The sequence below is a fragment of the Microlunatus aurantiacus genome (assembly GCF_039536605.1).
Taxonomy (GTDB): Bacteria; Actinomycetota; Actinomycetes; order Propionibacteriales; family Propionibacteriaceae; genus Microlunatus; species Microlunatus aurantiacus.
The window spans coordinates 936,429-954,390 of the sequence record NZ_BAAAYX010000002.1; the positions used below are offsets into that span (position 1 = coordinate 936,429).

Genomic DNA, 17,962 nt, shown 5'->3' on the forward strand with positions numbered 1-17,962 from the left:
GCTCCGGCGTTCCCGCCGCCGACCGGCGCACCGACGATGGCGGCGCCGGACCCGGCCGCGTACGGCGCGCTGTCCTCGGTCCTCGGCGAGCCGACCCAGCCGACCATCCCGCTGAACAAGCTCGCCCCCGAGGCCGCGCTGCGGCGGCTGGAGCTGGCGATCGTGCGGCGGCTGGAAGGGTTCCTGCACGGTGACCACCTCGGTCTGCTGCCCGGTCCCGGGTCGGAGACCAACGAGGCCCGGGTCTACCAGCCCGGTCAGGACGACGTCCGACGGATCGACTGGTCGGTGACGGCCCGGACCAACGTGGCCCACGTCCGCGACACCATCTCCGACCGGGAGCTCGAGGTGTGGGCGCTGCTCGACGTCACCCCGTCGATGAACTGGGGCACCGAGGGCGTCACCAAGCGGGATCTGGGCATCGCCGCGGTGGCCACCATCGGCTTCCTCGGTCAGCGGGTCGGTGACCGGTTCGGCGGCTACATCATGCGACCCGACCGGATCCGGCGGCTGCCCGCGGTGTCGGGACGTTCCGCGCTGTACGGCGTGCTGCGGCGGATGCTGACCGAGCCCTTCGTGCCCGACCACGCGACCGGGTCGATGTCGCTGGCCGCGGCGGTCGAGCAGCTGTCCCGGACCCAGCGGCGGCGCGGTCTGCGGGTGGTGGTGTCGGACTTCCTGACCCCGGGCGACCACGAGCTGGACCCCAACGTGGAGCCGGAGTGGGAGCGGTCGATGCGGCGCCTGGGCGTGCGCAACCAGGTGCTGGCGGTGGAGGTGGTGGACTCCCGTGAGATCGAGTTCCCCGACGTCGGCGACATGCTGATCCGCGATCCCGAGACCGACTTCGAGCGCTACGTCAACACCGCCGACGACGCCGCCCGGGCCCGGATGGACGCGGCGTCGGCCGCGCAGCGGGAACGAATCCGGATCGCGCTTCGTCGTGCTGGTGTGGGGCACATCCAGCTCCGCACCGACCGTGACTGGGTCCAGGACATCGCCCGGTTCGTGCTGGCCTACCGCCGCGTCGCCAGCATGTTGCACGCGCCGCCCCAGGGAGTGACGAGGTGATCCCGCTGCTGTCCTTCATCGCGCCGGACCGGCTGTGGATCCTGCTCGTCATCCCGCTGCTGCTCGCGGCGTACGTCTTCGCGGCCCGGCGCAAGAACCGGCGCGGGATGCGGTTCACCAACACCTCGATGCTCGACATCGTCGTGCCGAAGCAGTCGCAGTGGCGCCGGCACCTGGCGGTCGCGCTGTCCCTGTTGAGCCTGGTCACCCTGACCGCGGCGTTCGCCCGCCCCAGCACCCAGATCGACGTGCCGCGGGAGCGGGCCACCGTGGTGATCGTGATCGACGCCTCCCAGTCGATGCAGGCCACCGACGTGGCCCCGAACCGGCTGGCCGCGGCCAAGGCGGCGGCTGTCGAGTTCGTCGAGAGCATCCCGGACAAGTACAACGTCTCGGTGGTGTCGATGGCCGGCAACTCCTCGATCCTGGTCCCGCCGACGCTGGCCCACAACACCGTCGAGAACGCCATCAACAGCATCCAGCTGCAGGACGGCACCGCCATCGGCGAGGGCATCTACACCGCCCTGCGGGCCCTGCAGCAGGCCCCGAAGGACCCGAACAAGCCCGACTCCGTCGCCCCCGGTGCCATCGTCCTGCTCACCGACGGCTCCAACACCGCCGGGCGGGCCCCGATGCAGGCGGCCGCCGAGGCGCGCAACGCGAAGGTGCCGATCTACACGATCGCGTACGGCACCGAGAACGGCTACGTGGACCTGGACGGCAAGCGGGAGCCGGTGCCGGTCGACCACGACCTGATGAAGCAGATCGCGGCGACCACCAACGGCGACTACTTCGCCGCGGCCACCCTGGAGCAGCTCGACCGGGTCTACGACAACATCGGCACCGAGGTCGGCTACGAGAAGGCCGAGCGTGAGGTGACCTCGCGGTTCGCCGGCTACGGACTCGCCTTCGCGGTGCTGGCCGCCCTCGGCGCGATCTCCCTGGGGGCGAAGTGGCCGTGATCCCGCTGATCCCCCTGTTGCAGTTCCTCGAGCCCAACCGGCTGTGGCTGCTGCTGCTCATCCCCGCCCTGGTCGGCGGCTACGTGCTGCTGTCCCGGCGGCGGGCCAGCAAGCGCCGGTCGATGGGCCGCACCATGTTCGACCTGGTGATCCCCAAGGACCGGGTCTGGGTCCGGCACGTCGCCGTGGGTCTGTCGATCCTCAGCCTGCTCACCTTGACCCTCGCGTTCGCCAAGCCCAAGGACGAGGTGCTGGAGGACCGCCAGCGGGCCACCATCGTGGTCACCATCGACGTGTCCCTGTCGATGGAGGCCACCGACGTCGAACCCAACCGGCTGGAGGCGGCCAAGACCGCTGCGTCGGCCTTCGTCACCGGTCTGCCCACCGAGTTCAACGTCTCCCTGGTCTCGTTCGCCGGCACCGCGACCACCCTGGTGCCGCCCACCCTGGACCGCGGTGCGGTGACGGCGGCGATCGAGGCACTGCAGCCGCAGCCCTCCACCGCCATCGGCGAGGGGATCTACACCTCGCTGGCCGCGCTCAGCCAGGTGCCGCCGGACCCCGACGACCCGACCGCGGACGTCCCCGCCCGGATCGTGCTGCTGAGTGACGGGAAGACCCAGGTCGGTCGCGCCTCGGACCAGGCCGCGCGGGCCTCCCGGGACCAGAACGTGCCGATCTACACCATCGCGTACGGCACCGAGGACGGGTACATCCAGGTCGGCGGGCGGCGCGAGCCGGTCCCGGTCGACCGGGTGGAGCTGCAGCGGGTGGCCAAGATCTCCGGTGGTCAGGCGTACACGGCGGAGAGCGCCGGGCAGCTGGACGAGGTCTACAAGGACATCGGTCGCTCGGTCGGCAAGGAGAAGGTCGACCGCGAGGTGACCTCGCGCTACGCCGGCTTCGGGCTGGCCTTCGCCATCTTGGCGGCCCTCGGCATGATCTCGCTCGGAGCGCGCTGGCCCTGATCGCGCCGCCTCCTCGGTGACGTGGGGGAGCCGTGGGGACCGCTCACTAGGCTGGGCCGGTGGACATCGCCGAGAACCTGGCCGAGGTGCGCCGGCGCGTCGACGTGGCGTGTGCGGCGGCCGGTCGTGATCCGGCGACCGTCCGGCTGCTGCCGGTCAGCAAGACCAAGCCGCCGCCGGTGATCCGGGAGGCGTACGACGCCGGCTTCCGGCTGTTCGGGGAGAACAAGGTGCAGGAGGCCGTGGCCAAGGCCGCGGTGTTCGCCGATGTCCCCGATCTCCGGTGGGCCGTGATCGGCCATCTGCAGACCAACAAGGCCAAGCAGGTCGCCGAGGTGGCGGCGGAGTTCCACGCGCTGGACTCCCTGCGGCTGGCGGAGGCGCTGGACCGTCGGCTGAGCGCCCTGGACCGGACGCTGGACGTATTCGTGCAGGTGAACTCCTCCGGCGAGGACTCCAAGTTCGGGCTGCCACCGGACCAGGTACCCACGTTCGCCGCCGAGCTGGAACGGTTCGCCACCCTGCGCGTACGGGGGCTGATGACCCTGGCGGTGTTCTCCGACGACAGTGCGCTGGTCGGGGCGTGCTTCGACCGGATGCGTGACCTGCAGGCCCGGTTGCAGGACACCGACGGGCAGCCGGAACGGTGGGCCGAGCTCTCCATGGGGATGTCCGGCGACTACGAGCAGGCCATCGGCTACGGGGCGACCACGGTGCGGGTCGGCCAAGCGATCTTCGGCGACCGGCTGGATCCGAACGACTACTGGCCGGTGTCCGGGCGCTGACCCGCTCGGGGATCCGAGTTCGGCCCCGTCCGCGCTGAGGCCCCTGGGGCGGCGGCGGGCCAACCATCCGCCCTCGCAAGCTCGGGCTCCCGCCAGACCCATCCACGCCCCGACGCCGCCCCAGGGGCCTCAGCGCTCTGCCGTCGCACCCGGTTCCGGCTCAGGTCGGAGTCCGGGCGCGGGCCGGTGATCGTCCGGGGTTGGCCGGCGCCTCAGCAGCCTGGAACGGACGGATGTGACTCGGCGGTGGGTTCCGGTGGGTGCGGGCTGCCTGGGCTGTGCCGGATGTGGCTCGGGGGTGGGTTCCGGTGTGGTCGGGCTGTCTGGGGGAGCCGGATGTGGCTCGGGGGTGGGTTCCGGTCGATCCGGCCGCCTGGGCTGTGCCGGATGTGGCTCGGGGGTGGGTTCCGGTCGATCCGGGCTGTCTGGGGGGAGCCGGATGTGGCTCGGGGGTGGGTTCCGGTCGGCCCGGCCGCCTGGGGGAGAACCGGACGTGGCTCGGTGGCGGCAGCGAGTGACCCGGACGGTCGTGGCCGGCGCGCGGGAGCTCAGGGCCAGCTGCTGACCCGTGGCCGAAGGCCGCTGGACTGCAGCTGGCCGCCCCGACTCCTACAGGTTGTCGATCTCGATCGGGGTCAGACGGTCGGCGGGGGTGAAGCCGAAGACGCGGCCGAGGAAGTCGAGCTGGGCCTCCAGGGCGGCACGGATGGAGTCGGCGCGGCGGAAGCCGTGGCCCTCACCCTCGAAGATGATCATCGCCACCGGCAGGCCCTTGGCCCGGACCGCTGCCGCCATCGTCTCGGCCTGGTTCGGCGGGACCACGGCGTCCTCGGATCCCTGCAGGAGCAGCAACGGCACCGACAGCCGGTCCACGTGCAGGATGGGCGACCGCTCCCGGTAGGTCTCGATGGCTTCCGGGTACGGACCGATCAGACCGTCCAGGTAGCGCGCCTCGAACTTGTGCGTGTCCCGGGCCAGGGCCTCGGGATCGGCCACGCCATAGAAGCTGATGCCGGCGGTGAAGGTGTCCGTCGTGGTCAGCGCCTGCAACGTGGTGTACCCACCAGCGCTGCCGCCGCGCACGATCAGCCGGGCGGGATCCGCCAGCCCCTGCTCGGCCAGGGCCGCGGCCCCGCCGGCGCAGTCGGCCACGTCCACCACCCCCCACGCGCCGCGCAGCGCGTCGCGGTAGGGCCGGCCGTAGCCGGTCGACCCGCGGTAGTTGACGTCGAGGACGGCGAAACCGCGGGAGGTCCAGTACTGCAGCGACACCGCGTACCCGGTGTCGCTGAACGAGGTGGGTCCGCCGTGGGACAGGGTGATCAGCGGCGGCAGCTCCCCGTCCGGAGCGGCGTGCTCGGGGTTGGTCGGCGGGTAGTACCACCCGTGCACGTCGCCGGGGAGGTCGTCGAGGGTGCTCGGCCAGCTGACCGCGCGGGGGACCGACACCCACTCCGGGGCGAGCGCCTCCTCACTGGCCTGCCGGATGTCGTGCCAGGTGCCCGTGGCCAGCTCCACGACCGCCAGCCGAGCCGGTCGGTCGGGATCCTCGACGAGCAGGGCGGCGCGCTCGTGCGCGGCCGCCAGCGGGCCGTACAGCCCGGCGTCCAGGACCGGCCGCAGCGTCTGCGACGACCGGTCCAGGAGGTGGACCGAGGCGACGCCGTCGCTGACCCGGCTGACCAGCAGGCGGCTCGAGTCCAGCACCACGTAGGGCTGGTCACCGAAGACCCACTGCGGGGTGGCGAACTCGGCGGGCTCCGGCCACAGGGGACTGACGGAGCCGTCGCGTTCGGCGTAGAGGTTCCACCAGTCCGTGCGGTCGGAGACGAAGACCAGCTCGCCGCCCGGCGCCCAGCGTGGGTGGACAGCGGACTCCGTCGGACCACCGGCCACCTCGACGACGTCGACCACCGCACCGTCGACCAGGCGGCCGCGGCGGATCCTGGTGGAGTCCCACGGCATGGCCGGGTGGTTCCACTCGGTCCAGGCCAGGGCGCCGGTGTCGGACAGCTCGGGGTCGGAGTAGAAGTCCGCCCCCTGGCAGAGGACCGTGCCTGGTCCCTCGTCCCGCAGCGACAGGGCCACGATGGTGTTCACCGGCTCGCCCGCCCCGGAGTGGTCCTCCCGCACCGCCAGCACGAGATCCCGGTCGGGGTGGACCCGCAGGTCGGCGTAGCGATGGGTCCCCGCGGGAGTCAGCGCCGCGTTGCGACCGTGCTCGATGAGGTGGACCCGGTTGTCGCCGAAGTCGGTGTAGACCACGACACCGTCGCGGACGGCATACGCCCCGCCGCCGTACTCGTGGACGCGGCTGCGGACGTTCGCCTCGGGCGCGGTCACGCGCTCGGGGGAGCCGCCGACCGAGACGCGGGACAGGCTGACCCGCCCTCCGTCGTCGGGTCGCGCCTCGAGCCAGTAGAGCGTGTCGCCGTCCAGCTGGGGTGACGCCAGACCGACGGTGCCGGACGTGACCAGCTCGGTGGTCACCGGGGAGGGCCAGGTTCCGTAGGGCGCGGTAGTCATCCGACTCACTCTAGAAGACCCTCCGGACCGCACCGGCGGGTAGGGCGCACCGCGAACCCACAGCGCACCCACAGACGGGTCCCGCGTCCGGCACAGCGCCACCCGCCAGGATCTGACTCGACCGACCCGCACCTCCGAGAGGCGAACGACCCGTGAACCAGCCCCAGCCCGACCCCACCCCCCGTGGTCCCTCCTACCAGGGCCGGCTCCTGCCCCGTCCTGCCGACGAGGTCGTCGACCAGGGTCTCGACTTCGACGTCCGTACGCTGCTGTCCCGCCGCCGGATGCTGCAGGCGCTCGGTCTGGGGGCGGGGATGGTCGCTCTCGCGGCCTGCGGGGTCGACGCCGCGACCACCTCCGACACGACGACGAGCAGCGGCTCGGGGCTGACCGAGATCCCGGACGAGACCGCCGGCCCCTATCCCGGCGACGGGTCCAACGGGCCCGACGTGCTCGAGGAGTCCGGCATCGTCCGGACCGACATCCGGTCCTCGTTCGGCACCTCGACCACCACCGCCGCCGGCGTCCCGCTGCAGGTCGAGCTGACCCTGCTGGACCTGGCGAAGGACGCCGTGCCGTTCGCCGGCGTCGCGGTCTACGCGTGGCACTGTGACCGCGAGGGGCGGTACTCGATGTACTCCTCGGGAGTGGAGGACGAGAACTACCTCCGGGGCGTCCAGGTCACCGACGCCGACGGCAAGGTCCGGTTCACCAGCATCGTGCCGGCCTGCTACACCGGCCGCTGGCCGCACATCCACTTCGAGGTCTACCCCGACGAGGCGTCGATCACCGACGCGTCCAGCGCCATCGCCACCTCACAGCTGGCGCTGCCGAAGGACATGGTCGACGCGGTCTACGCGACCACGGGCTACGAGGCCTCGGTCGCGAACCTGGCGCAGCTCACGCTGGAGAGCGACAACGTCTTCGGCGACGACGGCGCCGAGCACCAGCTGGCCGCGGTCACCGGGGACGTCACGGCGGGATACGTGGCCACGTTGTCCGTCCCGATCGACACCGCCACCGAGCCGACCGGCGGTGGTGCCCCCGGCGGCGGTGGCGGCGGCGCCCCCGGCGGTACGCGACCGAGCGGGGCGCCGAGCGCTCCCGGCACCCCGGGCTGACGCCGGACGTCCTCGGGAAACCTGCGCTGGTTCTCCTGTGACGGATGAGGCAGAATGGACCCAGATCCGCCGGGACGGCGTCGTGAGGATGTTGGGGAAGACAGCCCTCACCCTGCGTCACTGGAGGATCGATGAGCACAACCCGTGGAGTGTTGTACGTCCACGCCGCACCGTCGGCACTGTGCCCGCACATCGAGTGGGCGGTCGGCGGTGCCTTCGGCACGCCCGTACGCCTGGACTGGATCCCCCAGCCGGCGGAGCGTGCCGCCTACCGGACCGAGTACGCCTGGACGGGCCCGGCCGGTACCGCCGCCCGGCTGACCAGCGCGCTCAAGGGCTGGCAGCGGGTCCGGTTCGAGGTGACCGAGGAAGCGAGCGCCGGCGTCGAGGCACACCGCTACTCCTACACCCCGACCCTCGGGGTGCTGCACACCCAGATCGGGCTGCACGGGGACGTGGTGGTGCCCGAGGAGCGGATCAAGCACGCGATGGTGATGGCCTCCCTGGGCCAGCAGGACCTGGTGGAGGCGCTGGACACCCTGCTGGGCCGACCGTGGGACGCCGAGCTGGAGCCGTTCCGCTACGCCGGCGAGGGTGCCCCGGTCCGCTGGTTGCACAAGGTGGTCTAGCCCCGAGACCCGCTGACGCCCCCTTTCACTCTGCGACGCCCCTCTGGACAGGGGGCGCGACCTAGCGAAATGGGGCGTCAGCCGGGTCAGGAGCTGGTGGCGTAGCGGTTGGTGACGGCGATGGCCACGTTGTGACCGCCGAAGCCGAAGGAGTTGTTGATGCCGGCCAGGTCCCCGGCCGGCAGCTCGCGCACGGTGCTGGCGATGTCGATGCCCAGTCCGGGCTCCGGGTCCTCCAGGTTGATCGTCGGCGGCACGGTGCGGTGGTAGAGGGCGAGCAGGGTGGCCAGCGACTCCAGGGCGCCGGCGCCACCGAGCAGGTGACCGGTCATCGACTTCGTGCCGGTGACGATCGCCGAGGTGTCCTCACCCAGGGCCATCCGGATGGACAGCGCCTCGGTGACGTCGCCCTGCGGGGTGGAGGTGGCGTGGGCGTTCACGTGGGAGATGTCGCCGGGCTGCAGCCCGGACTCCCGCAGCGCGTACGTCATCGCCCGGGCCTGGGACTCCCCGGTCGGGTCGGGCTGGACCATGTCGTGGGCGTCGGAGGTGATGCCCGCCCCGGCCAGCTCGCCGTAGATCCGCGCTCCGCGGGCCTGCGCGTGCTCGAGCGTCTCGATCACCATCACCGCCGCGCCCTCGCCGAGCACGAAACCGTCCCGGCCCTTGTCCCAGGGGCGGGACGCCCGCTCGGGCTCGTCGTTGCGCCGGCTCATCGCCTGCATCTGGGAGAAGCACGCGATCGGCATCGGGTGGATGACGCCCTCGGCGCCGCCGACCACGACCACGTCGGCGCGGCCCAGGCGGATCATGTCGATGCCGTAGGCGATCGCCTCGTTGCTGGAGGCGCAGGCCGACACCGGCGCGTGGGCGCCGGCCTGGGCGCCGATCCGCAGGCTGACGTTCGCTGCGGTCGCGTTGGCCATCAGCATCGGGATCGCGAGGGGGGACACCCGGCGGGCTCCCTTCTCCCGCTGCACGTCCCACTGGCCGAGGAGGGTCTGCAGGCCGCCGATGCCGGTGGCGATCACCGCCCCGAGCCGCTGCCGGTCGACCGGGTTCTCCTCCTTGAGCCCGAAGCCGGCGTCCTGCCATGCCTCCAGGGCCGCGACGACGCCCAGCTGGGCCGACCGGTCGAGGCGGCGTGCCTCGACCCGCTCCAGCACGCCGGCGGGGTCGACGGCCGCGGAGGCCGCGATCCGTACGGACAGGTCGGCGGCCCAGTCGGCCTGGATGCTGCTGACGCCGGAGCGGCCCGCGAGCAGGCCCTCCCAGGTGCTGGCCACGTCACCGCCGAGCGGGGTGGTGGCGCCCAGTCCGGTGACGACGATGGGGGTCGGGCTCATGGGTTGGACCTTCCGTGGTCAGGGGTCGAGCGACCGGGAGCGAGGGCGCCCGGGGAGTGGATCGGCCGGACGGCCGGGATGGTCACGCCGAGGGTCACGCGGACCCGACCACTGCTGCGGCCGTCGTCGGCGTGACCCTCCGAGGCGTCAGGAAGCGGCGCGCTCGATGTAGGCGACCGCGTCCCCGACGGTCTTGAGGTTCTTGGCCTCCTCGTCGGGGATGCTCACGCTGAACTTCTCCTCAGCGGCGTAGATGATCTCGACCATCGACAGCGAGTCGACGTCCAGGTCGTCGGTGAACGACTTGTCCAGCTGCACGTCGTCGGTCGGCACACCGGCGACCTCGTTGACGATGTCGGCCAGGTCGGCACGGACCTCTTCGGTGGTGGGCATCGGGCTCAGGGCTCCTTGGGGTTGAACGGTGGACGGACCGGAAGTGGTCAGCCCAGGAATCTGTGGTCGGGCACGATCATGGCAGCACGATCACCTGACCGGCGTACACCAGGCCCGCGCCGAAGCCGATGACCAGGCAGGTCTGACCGCTGCGCGCCTCGCCGGACGTGAGCAGGGTATCGAGGGCGAGCGGGATGGAGGCGGCGGAGGTGTTGCCCTGCCGCTCGATGTCCCGCCCCACCACGACGGAGTCGGGCAGCTTCAGGGCCCGCAGCATGGCGTCGGTGATCCGCATGTTGGCCTGGTGCGGGACGAACACCTCGATCTGGTCGGCGGTCAGGCCGGCTCGGTCGAGGGCCTCGGCGGCGGCCTCGGCCATCGCGTACGCCGCCCACTTGAACACGGGTCTGCCGTCCATCGTCATCACCGGCCACCGGGGCGGCTCGGACGCCATCGCCCGGTCCCACGGCTCGGTCTGGGTGATGAGCCCGGACTGGTCCCCGTCGGAGCCCCAGACCACCGGTCCGATGGCCGGGACGTCGCTCGGACCGACGACCGCCGCGCCCGCCCCGTCGGCGAAGATGAACGCGCTGGTGCGATCCGTCTGGCTCGTGATGTCGGACAGTCGCTCCACGCCGATCACCAGCGCGTACGTCGAGGCACCCGTGCGGACCAGGGAGTCCGCGAGCGTCAACCCGTAGCAGAAGCCCGCGCAGGCGGCGGACACGTCGAAGGCCGCGCCCGTGGTGCCCAGCTCGGCGGCGATCGTGGCGGCGGCCGCCGGGGTCTGCAGGAGGTGCGAGACCGTGGCCACGATGACGGTGTCGATCTGCGCCGGATCGAGACCGGCGCGCTCGATCGCGACCCGGGCCGCCGACACCGACATCATCTGCACGGTCTCGTCGGGCGAGGCCCACCGACGCTCCCGGATACCGGAGCGGGTCCGGATCCACTCGTCGGAGGAGTCGATCATGGTGCAGATCTCGGCGTTGTCGACCACCCGCCGTGGGCGGTAGCCACCGAAGCCGAGGACGCGCGCGTACGGGCCGCCGGTCGAGGTGCGCAGCACCACGCGGGGGACCTGCTCCGGGCCGGTCACGACGTGGCTCGGGGCGCGTCCGCGGACCCGGCGGCGTGCCGCTGGAGGAACTCGCGAGCCTCCGGCAGCTGGTCGGGCGTGCTCAGCGCGAACAGCTCGACCCCCTTCAGGTTGCGCTTGGCGATGCCGGTCAGCGTTCCCGCCGGGGTGAGCTCGAGCAGACCGGTGACGCCGAGCTCGGCCATCGCCTGCAGGCAGAGGTCCCAGCGGACCGGCGAGGCGACCTGACCGACGAGTCGCCGCAGCACGTCCGAGCCGTCGGTGACGACCCGGCCGTCGGCGTTGGACAGCAGCCGGGTCGTGGGGTCGTGGGGATGGAGGGAGTCGGCGAGCCGGGCCAGGTGGTCCGACGCCGGTGCCATGTGCGCGGTGTGGAAGGCCCCGGCGACACTCAGCTGGATCAACCGGGCCCGGGCCGGCGGGTTCTCCGTCAGCGCGGCCAGCTGCTGGACGGTGCCCGCGGCGACGATCTGACCGCTGCCGTTGTTGTTGGCGGCAGTGAGTCCTTGGGCCTCGATGGCGGCGAGCACCTCGTCGACCTTGCCGCCGATCACCGCGGTCATCGAGGTGGGGGTGCGGGCGGCGGCCTCGGCCATCGCCCGGCCCCGCTCCCGGACGAAGGTCATCGCCTCGTCGTCGGACAGTGCACCGACGAGGGCGGCGGCGGTGATCTCGCCGACCGAGTGCCCGGCCACCACCCCGACGCCGGCGCTCGCGGTGTCGCCCGGCTCCAGCAGGGCCCCGGCGGCCAGCAGGCCCGCGGCCACCAGCAGCGGCTGCGCCACGGCGGTGTCCCGGATCGTGTCGGCATCGGCCTCGGTGCCGTAGTGGCGCAGGTCCAGCTCGGTCACCGCGGAGAGGTGGTCGAGGCGGTCGGCGAAGGTGGACTCGGTCAGCCAGGGCGACAGGAACCCCGGGGTCTGTGCGCCCTGACCGGGCGCGACGATGGCCAGCACGTCTCGACTATGGCGCGACCGGACCGTCCGCGTCGCGCAGGGACACGACGAATCTGCGTCGCGCTGGTTGTAGGAATCTGACAAAACGACGTCGATCAGACGACGACGGCCGGCTCAGTCGCCGCGGCCCCCGTCGGTCAGTCCCCGGCGACCGAGCAGCCGGCCCAGGGTGAGCGCGAGCCGCAGGGCGTACGCGTCGCGGGGGTCGGTCGGGCTGTAGCCGCTGACCTCGTGCACGCGCCGGAGCCGGTAGCGGACGGTGTTGGCGTGGACGAACAGCGCCCGGGCCGTGGCCTCCACCGACAGCCCCTGGTCCAGGAAGACCACCAGGGTCTCCAGCAGACCGCCGCCGGCGTCCTGCAGCGGGTCGTGGAGCTCGCGGGCCAGCGCCCGACGGGCGTGCCCGTCGCCGTTCAGGGCCCGCTCGGGCAGCAGGTCGTGCGCACTGACCGGTCGTGGCGCCTCCGGCCAGCCCACCACCGCCCGGTAGCCGCTGAGCGCCTCCCGGGTGCTGGCGCCGGTGTCCATCAGGTGGTCGACCGGCGGGCCGACCACGACGGGGCCGGGGGCGAAGGAGCCGACGAAGCGGGCGACCACGCCGAGGGTCCAGTCCGGGTCCTTCAGCGCCGGGCCGCCGAGCACCACGATCAGCCGATCACCCTGCACGGCGCCGAGCATGTCCAGACCCGAGATCGCCGCCTGGTGACGGATCGCCTCGAGCTCCGACGCCGCGTCGACGCTGGGAGCGTCGGTGTGCGGTGCGCTGCCGACCACCACGACGACCCCCTGGTTGGAGGTCCAGCCCAGGGTGGAGGCGCGCGAGAGGACCGACTCGTCGGTCTCCCCCCGCAGCACCGCGTCGACCACCGACGCCTCCAGCCGGGCGTCCCAGGTGCCGCGCAGCTCCGCGGCCCGCGCGTAGATCTCGGCGGCCGCGAACGCGACCTCCCGGCTGTAGGCCACGATCGCCGTGTGCAGCACCGGTCGGTCGGACCGGGGCATCACCTCGTCGATCTGCGTCTCCACCACGTCGATGGTGGTGCGGACCAGCTCGACGGTCTGGTGCAGGCTGATCCGACGGGCCAGCTCCCGGGGGGCGGAGCCGAACACGTCCGACGTCACCGGGCCGTCCGGGTCCGGGTCGGCGAACCAGGTGACGAAGCCGTCGATGCCGGCCCGAGCCACCAGGGTGATCCAGGAGCGGGGTTCGGCGTCGAGCTCGCGGAACCAGGTGTGCCGCGTCTCCATCTCGCCCACGGCCACCGTGGTCATCCCCGCGGTCTGCGCCGACAGCCGCCGGACGATCGCCGCGCGGGTCTTCGCCGACGACGGACGGGACCTGGTGAGCCCCTTCGTCGCCGCCATAGGGTGAGCGTAGTGCTCGGTCACCCCACTCCCGGCGGGTCCGCGGGAAGCGTGCCGGGCCGGGTCGGGTCGGGCGGAGTCGAGGAGAGGATCGCGGTGAGCGTACGGGAGGCGAAGCCGCAGGAGTACGTGTGCCGGTCCTCGCTGCCGACCGGGCCCGAGGAGCTGTTGCTCGCCGCCCGCAAGGTGTGGCTGGGCAAGACGACCGAGGTGGCGCGGGTGCTGCCCGACCGGGCCATCCGGATGATCGGTGCCTGGTGCTTCCTGGACCACTACGGGCCCGAGGACGTCAGCGACGCGCCGGGGATGCAGGTCCCCGCGCACCCGCACACCGGGCTGCAGACGGTCAGCTGGCTGGTGGCCGGCGAGATCGAGCACCGCGACAGCCTGGGCACCCGGGCCATGGTCACGCCCGGGACCCTCAACATCATGACGGCCGGCCACGGCATCGTGCACTCGGAGATGTCGCTGCCCGACAAGCCGCCCCAGCTGCACGGGCTGCAGCTGTGGGTCGCGCTGCCGGACGCCGTCCGGGACGACGCACCGCGGTTCGACCGCTACACCGACCTGCCGGTCCTCGAGCGACCCGGCGTCCGGGGTCAGGTGCTCATCGGCGAGGTCGACGGGGTGGCGTCCCCGGCGATCAGCTTCTCCCCGCTGGTCGGCGCGGACCTCACGCTGGAGCCCGGCGCCTCCGTCGACCTGGGTGTCGACGCCGACCACGAGCACGGGGTCTTCGTCGTCTCCGGCGAGGTGACCACCGGCACCACCGCGGCGACGACCGACCAGCTCGTCTACCTCGGCACCGGCCGGGATGCCGTGACGCTGACGGCGGGCGGCGACGGCGCCCGGGTGCTGCTGCTGGGCGGCGAGCCGTTCGCCGAGGAGATCGTCATGTGGTGGAACTTCATCGGCCGGACGCACGAGGAGGTGACGGCCTTCCGGGAGCAGTGGCAGCACCGCGGCGCCGATGCCGAAGGCGGTCGTTTCCGCCCGGTGGTCGCGCCGGGGGAACGCGTGATGGAAGCACCGACGATGCCGACGGTGGCTCTGAAGCCCCGTCCCCGCCGCGCACCCGAGGGCGGCCGATGAACCCCGTCGACGCCCTGCGGGAGATCGGCTTCCTGCTGGAGCGGGCCCGTTCCGACACCCATCGCGTCAAGGCCTACCGGCGGGCCGCCGACACCGTCGCCGCGCTCGACCCGGACGACCGGGCCCGGCACGCCGAGACCGACGACTGGAAGACGATCCCCGGCATCGGACCCAAGACCGCGCTGGTGATCAGCCAGGCCAGCGCCGGCCGGGTGCCGGACTACCTGCAGCAGCTGCGGGACGAGAGGCAGCCGCTGGCCACCGGTGGCGACCGGATGCGCTCGTTGATCAAGGGCGATCTGCACGTGCACTCGACCTGGTCCGACGGCGGCAGCCCGCTGGAGGAGATGATGATCACCGCGCAGGCGCTCGGCCACGCGTACTGCGCGATCACCGATCACTCGCCGCGGCTGACGGTGGCCCGAGGCCTGACCGCCGAGCGGCTCCGGCAGCAGCTGCAGGTGACCAGGGACCTGGACGCCGCGCTGCCCGGATTCCGTGTGCTGCAGGGGATCGAGGTCGACATCCTCGACGACGGCGGTCTCGATCAGGACGACGACCTGCTGGCCGAGCTGGACGTGGTGGTGGCCAGCGTGCACTCCAAGCTGCGCTCGGACTCCGAGACGATGACGCACCGGATGGTCGGCGCCATCGCGAACCCGCGGACCAACATCCTGGGCCACTGCACCGGCCGGTTGATCGAGGGTGAGCGGGGCACCCGACCGGAGTCCAGCTTCGACGCCGAGGTCGTGTTCGAGGCCTGCCGTGCCTTCGGGGTGGCGGTGGAGATCAACTCCCGGCCCGAGCGCCGGGACCCGCCCACCCGGCTGCTCGAGCTGGCCATCGAGACGGGGTGCCAGTTCTCCATCGACACCGACGCGCACGCCCCGGGTCAGCTGGAGTTCCTGGCGTACGGGTGCGAGCGCGCCGAGGAGCTCGGACTCGATCCGGACCGGGTGATCAACACCTGGCCCGTGGAGCGGTTGCTGTCCTGGTGCCGGAAAGGCTGAGCGGGGCGACTACCCTCCGGGTGTGGATGACGCGGAGGTAGCAGCCAGCCTGGTGCGCGAGGCCGGGACCCTGGCGGCGGGCATGCTCGCCGAAGGCCTGGACACGCACTACAAGACCTCGGTGTCCGACGTCGTGTCGGCCGCCGACCACGCCGCCGAGGCGTTGGTCGTGGAGCGGCTGACCGCACTGCGCCCCGACGACGGCCTGGTCGGGGAGGAGGGGGCGGCCCGCCCGGGGGACCGCACCTGGTTCATCGACCCGGTCGACGGGACCTACAACTTCTTGTCCGGGCTGCCGTACTGGTGCTCGGCTATCGGGTTGATCGACCACGACGGACCCCTCCTGGGGGCGGTCTACTACCCGGCCCGGGACGAGCTCTGGGTCGGTGGCCGGGACCGACCGACGACGTTGAACGGCGTGCCCGTCGCGACGCTGACCGACGAGCCGCTGGAACGGGTCTCGGTCGCCACCTATCTGCACCCGAGGAACCTCCGCGACGAACCGCGGGTCGCGTCCTGGCGCTCGGCAGTGGGTGCGGCGGCCACCGTGCGGATGCTCGGCTCCGCCTCGGTCGACCTCGCCGGGGTGGCCACCGGCCGGATCGGGGTGTTCCTGCAGGCCAACCTGCACCCCTGGGACTGGTTCCCCGGCGCGGCCCTGGTGATCGGCGCCGGCGGCGCCGCCGAGGTCGTCGAGATCGACGGCAACCGGTGGCAGGTGGCCGGTAACGCCCGGTCCGTCGCCGAGACCGTGGCGGCTCTGCGGCAGGGCGGATGAGACGCCGGGGTTCCGCCGGGCAGCGGCCCATGGCAGGCTTTCGTCCCACATGGACCGGGGACGGCAACGGCGACCGCGCCGTTCCCCTTCGGATGACGCTGGAGGCTGGACAGTGAGCGCGACGGCAGGACCCTCCGAGGCGAAGAGCCCGGCGGGGGGGAAGTTCGGCCTGACCCGAGGTCAGGTCGTGCAGGAGATCGGTTGGGACGAGGACGTCGACGACCAGGTGCGCGTGGCGGTCGAGGACGCGATCGACGGCGAGCTGATCGAGGAGGCGATGGACGCTGTCGACGTGGTGCTGCTGTGGTGGCGCGACGACGACGGTGATCTGGTCGACGGTCTGGTGGACTCCGTGATCGACCTCAGCGCGAGCGGGGTGCTCTGGCTGCTCACCCCCAAGGTGGGTCGCAACGGCTACGTCGACAACTCCGACATCTCCGAGGCCGCGGTCACCGCCGGTCTCGCCCTGACCACCTCGGCCAACGTCTCGCCCGACTGGGCCGCCCACAAGCTGGTGCGGCCGCGCGGCACCCGCAAGTGAGCGGGCTCGACCCGACGGCCACCGGCACCCCGGTCGTCCCCGACGGAACGGCCGCCCCGGACTTCCGCACCCGCAACCAGTACGGCCAGTCGGTGTCACTGAGCGACCTGCGGGGGGCCCCGGCGGTGCTGATCTTCTACCCCTGGGCGTTCAGCTCCATCTGCACCGGTGAGCTGCGGAGCCTCCGGGACCGCTGGCAGCGGTTCGACGAGCTCGGCGCGCGGGTGGTGGCGATCTCCTGCGACGCGATGTTCACCCTGCGCGCGTACGCCGACGCGGAGGGGCTGGCCTTCGACCTGCTGACCGACCACTGGCCGCACGGCGGCATCGCCCGGTCCTACGGCGTGTTCGACGAGGTCGCCGGCTGCGCGCTCCGCGGCTCGTTCCTGCTGGACGCTGACGGTGTGGTCCGCTGGAGCGTGGTCAACGGGATCGGCGAGGCCCGCGATCTCGAGGACCACCTGGCCGCCATGACCTCCGCCTGACCGGTCCCGGCGAGGTCGTGGTCCTGGACCCGGGTTGGTCCGGTCGGCTCCGGCCACTAGATTGGCCGGCTGTCCTGGGCTGCGCCCGGGGCGCGGGAGCATAGCTCAGCTGGTTAGAGCGCTTGCCTTACAAGCAAGATGTCGGGGGTTCGAGTCCCTCTGCTCCCACCAGCTGCGATCCGGAGCTGCTCAGCGCGGACCCGGGGCCGCGCCTACGATGCTCGTCGTGGCCGCGTCCGACATCACGTTCGTCCGCCTCACCGAGGTCGATCTCGACGCCGTGACCAGCCTGCTCAACGAGCCGCGCAACGCGCGTCACCTGCCGCTGGCGGGAGGTGAGCCGTTCACCGCGGAGACGGCCGCCGCCTGGGTCGCCGCCAAGAACAGGCAGTGGGACGAGCACGGGTTCGGCCCGTGGGCGGTCCTGGTCGACGGCCGGCTCGCCGGCTGGGGCGGCTTCCAGGCCGAGGAGAACGGCGCCGACTTCGCGCTGGTGCTGCGACCACGCTTCTGGGGGCACGGCGAGGCGATCACCCGTCGTGCGCTCGCCCAGGGCTTCGACGAGCTCGGTCTCGACGAGGTGCTGATCGCCCTGCCGTACAGCCGCCACCCCGACCGTGCCGTCGCCCGCCACGGGTTCGTCCCCGACGGCGAGGTCGCGTACGGCGGCGTCCGCTTCCGCCAGTACCGGCTCACCCGGGCGGCATGGTCAGCAGGATCACATCCGGAGCCGTAGCCCAGGGCTGGGGCCCCGCCCTACCATGAGCGCACGGCATCGCCACCGACTCGACCGGCCCGCCGGACCCGTTCGCCTCTGATCGTCGCAGCGTGGCGT

18 protein-coding genes and 1 tRNA gene are annotated in these 17,962 nt (G+C 72.4%); 13 read left to right on the plus strand and 6 right to left on the minus strand.

What is annotated here, in order from left to right; genetic code table 11:
- The first annotated feature begins 36 nt into the window (after positions 1 to 36).
- The 4 genes from ABD714_RS04480 to ABD714_RS04495 are packed head-to-tail and all read left to right on the plus strand — an operon-like array spanning position 37 to position 3,786.
- Complete coding sequence (locus ABD714_RS04480) at positions 37 to 1,071, plus strand: DUF58 domain-containing protein (RefSeq protein ID WP_344811281.1); 1,035 nt, start codon at positions 37 to 39, stop codon at positions 1,069 to 1,071.
- A complete protein-coding gene (locus tag ABD714_RS04485; RefSeq protein WP_344811061.1) occupies positions 1,068 to 2,033 on the plus strand; it encodes a VWA domain-containing protein in 966 nt (321 codons plus the stop codon). The genes ABD714_RS04480 and ABD714_RS04485 overlap by 4 nt, the downstream gene beginning before the upstream one ends.
- A complete protein-coding gene (locus tag ABD714_RS04490) occupies positions 2,033 to 3,001 on the plus strand; it encodes a VWA domain-containing protein (RefSeq protein WP_344811282.1) in 969 nt (322 codons plus the stop codon). Before ABD714_RS04485 ends, ABD714_RS04490 begins: the two co-directional genes overlap by 1 nt.
- 59 nt (positions 3,002 to 3,060) lie before the next feature.
- Complete coding sequence (locus ABD714_RS04495; protein ID WP_344811062.1) at positions 3,061 to 3,786, plus strand: YggS family pyridoxal phosphate-dependent enzyme; 726 nt, start codon at positions 3,061 to 3,063, stop codon at positions 3,784 to 3,786.
- A 609-nt stretch (positions 3,787 to 4,395) separates the two neighbouring features.
- Here the strand turns inward: ABD714_RS04495 and ABD714_RS04500 are convergent.
- Positions 4,396 to 6,312: a S9 family peptidase gene (locus ABD714_RS04500; RefSeq protein WP_344811063.1), complete on the minus strand. Its 1,917-nt coding sequence runs from the start codon at positions 6,310 to 6,312 to the stop codon at positions 4,396 to 4,398.
- A 152-nt stretch (positions 6,313 to 6,464) separates the two neighbouring features.
- Here ABD714_RS04500 and ABD714_RS04505 point away from each other — a divergent pair, with 152 nt between their 5' ends.
- Positions 6,465 to 7,433: an intradiol ring-cleavage dioxygenase gene (locus ABD714_RS04505; protein WP_344811064.1), complete on the plus strand. Its 969-nt coding sequence runs from the start codon at positions 6,465 to 6,467 to the stop codon at positions 7,431 to 7,433.
- A 131-nt stretch (positions 7,434 to 7,564) separates the two neighbouring features.
- Positions 7,565 to 8,062, plus strand: coding sequence for a DUF3145 domain-containing protein (locus ABD714_RS04510; protein WP_344811065.1), 498 nt, complete (start codon positions 7,565 to 7,567; stop codon positions 8,060 to 8,062).
- An 86-nt stretch (positions 8,063 to 8,148) separates the two neighbouring features.
- On the opposite strand, the gene ABD714_RS04515 is transcribed toward ABD714_RS04510, so the two are convergent.
- From ABD714_RS04515 to ABD714_RS04535, 5 genes are all read right to left on the minus strand, one after another.
- Positions 8,149 to 9,408, minus strand: a complete 1,260-nt coding sequence (locus ABD714_RS04515; RefSeq protein WP_344811066.1) for a beta-ketoacyl-[acyl-carrier-protein] synthase family protein — start codon at positions 9,406 to 9,408, stop codon at positions 8,149 to 8,151.
- A 147-nt stretch (positions 9,409 to 9,555) separates the two neighbouring features.
- Positions 9,556 to 9,801, minus strand: coding sequence for an acyl carrier protein (locus ABD714_RS04520; protein WP_344811067.1), 246 nt, complete (start codon positions 9,799 to 9,801; stop codon positions 9,556 to 9,558).
- A gap of 76 nt (positions 9,802 to 9,877) precedes the next feature.
- Positions 9,878 to 10,900, minus strand: a complete 1,023-nt coding sequence (locus ABD714_RS04525) for a beta-ketoacyl-ACP synthase III (RefSeq protein WP_344811068.1) — start codon at positions 10,898 to 10,900, stop codon at positions 9,878 to 9,880.
- Positions 10,897 to 11,856 carry an ACP S-malonyltransferase gene (locus ABD714_RS04530; protein ID WP_344811069.1) on the minus strand — a complete coding sequence of 320 codons (960 nt, stop codon included), beginning with the start codon at positions 11,854 to 11,856 and terminating at the stop codon, positions 10,897 to 10,899. The genes ABD714_RS04525 and ABD714_RS04530 overlap by 4 nt, the downstream gene beginning before the upstream one ends.
- 114 nt (positions 11,857 to 11,970) lie before the next feature.
- Entirely contained in the window at positions 11,971 to 13,128 is a 1,158-nt protein-coding gene (locus ABD714_RS04535; RefSeq protein ID WP_425562345.1) for a PucR family transcriptional regulator, read from the minus strand.
- A gap of 189 nt (positions 13,129 to 13,317) precedes the next feature.
- Here ABD714_RS04535 and ABD714_RS04540 point away from each other — a divergent pair, with 189 nt between their 5' ends.
- The 7 genes from ABD714_RS04540 to ABD714_RS04570 all read left to right on the plus strand — a co-directional run bounded on the left by ABD714_RS04540 (position 13,318) and on the right by ABD714_RS04570 (position 17,863).
- Positions 13,318 to 14,313 carry a pirin family protein gene (locus ABD714_RS04540; protein WP_344811071.1) on the plus strand — a complete coding sequence of 332 codons (996 nt, stop codon included), beginning with the start codon at positions 13,318 to 13,320 and terminating at the stop codon, positions 14,311 to 14,313.
- Positions 14,310 to 15,323 carry a PHP domain-containing protein gene (locus tag ABD714_RS04545; protein WP_344811072.1) on the plus strand — a complete coding sequence of 338 codons (1,014 nt, stop codon included), beginning with the start codon at positions 14,310 to 14,312 and terminating at the stop codon, positions 15,321 to 15,323. The genes ABD714_RS04540 and ABD714_RS04545 overlap by 4 nt, the downstream gene beginning before the upstream one ends.
- 22 nt (positions 15,324 to 15,345) lie before the next feature.
- The gene (locus ABD714_RS04550) at positions 15,346 to 16,101 is read left to right on the plus strand and encodes an inositol monophosphatase family protein (protein WP_344811073.1); all 756 of its coding nucleotides are present in this window, start codon (positions 15,346 to 15,348) and stop codon (positions 16,099 to 16,101) included.
- A 112-nt stretch (positions 16,102 to 16,213) separates the two neighbouring features.
- Positions 16,214 to 16,642 carry a DUF3052 domain-containing protein gene (locus ABD714_RS04555; protein WP_425562336.1) on the plus strand — a complete coding sequence of 143 codons (429 nt, stop codon included), beginning with the start codon at positions 16,214 to 16,216 and terminating at the stop codon, positions 16,640 to 16,642.
- Entirely contained in the window at positions 16,639 to 17,127 is a 489-nt protein-coding gene (locus tag ABD714_RS04560; protein ID WP_344811074.1) for a peroxiredoxin, read from the plus strand. Before ABD714_RS04555 ends, ABD714_RS04560 begins: the two co-directional genes overlap by 4 nt.
- A gap of 94 nt (positions 17,128 to 17,221) precedes the next feature.
- Positions 17,222 to 17,298: transfer RNA gene (locus tag ABD714_RS04565), tRNA-Val, on the plus strand.
- Between the two features lie 55 nt (positions 17,299 to 17,353).
- A complete protein-coding gene (locus ABD714_RS04570) occupies positions 17,354 to 17,863 on the plus strand; it encodes a GNAT family N-acetyltransferase (protein WP_344811075.1) in 510 nt (169 codons plus the stop codon).
- Positions 17,864 to 17,962 lie beyond the last annotated feature (99 nt).

Excerpts from the sequence above, each read along its gene's own strand:
- ABD714_RS04500 (WP_344811063.1), bottom strand. The coding sequence starts at position 6,312 with ATGACTACCGCGCCCTACGGAACCTGGCCCTCCCCGGTGACCACCGAG.
- ABD714_RS04520 (WP_344811067.1), bottom strand. The coding sequence starts at position 9,801 with ATGCCCACCACCGAAGAGGTCCGTGCCGACCTGGCCGACATCGTCAAC.
- ABD714_RS04515 (WP_344811066.1), bottom strand. The coding sequence starts at position 9,408 with ATGAGCCCGACCCCCATCGTCGTCACCGGACTGGGCGCCACCACCCCG.
- ABD714_RS04535 (WP_425562345.1), bottom strand. The coding sequence starts at position 13,128 with ATGACCACGGTGGCCGTGGGCGAGATGGAGACGCGGCACACCTGGTTC.
- ABD714_RS04480 (WP_344811281.1), top strand. The coding sequence starts at position 37 with ATGGCGGCGCCGGACCCGGCCGCGTACGGCGCGCTGTCCTCGGTCCTC.
- ABD714_RS04545 (WP_344811072.1), top strand. The coding sequence starts at position 14,310 with ATGAACCCCGTCGACGCCCTGCGGGAGATCGGCTTCCTGCTGGAGCGG.
- ABD714_RS04510 (WP_344811065.1), top strand. The coding sequence starts at position 7,565 with ATGAGCACAACCCGTGGAGTGTTGTACGTCCACGCCGCACCGTCGGCA.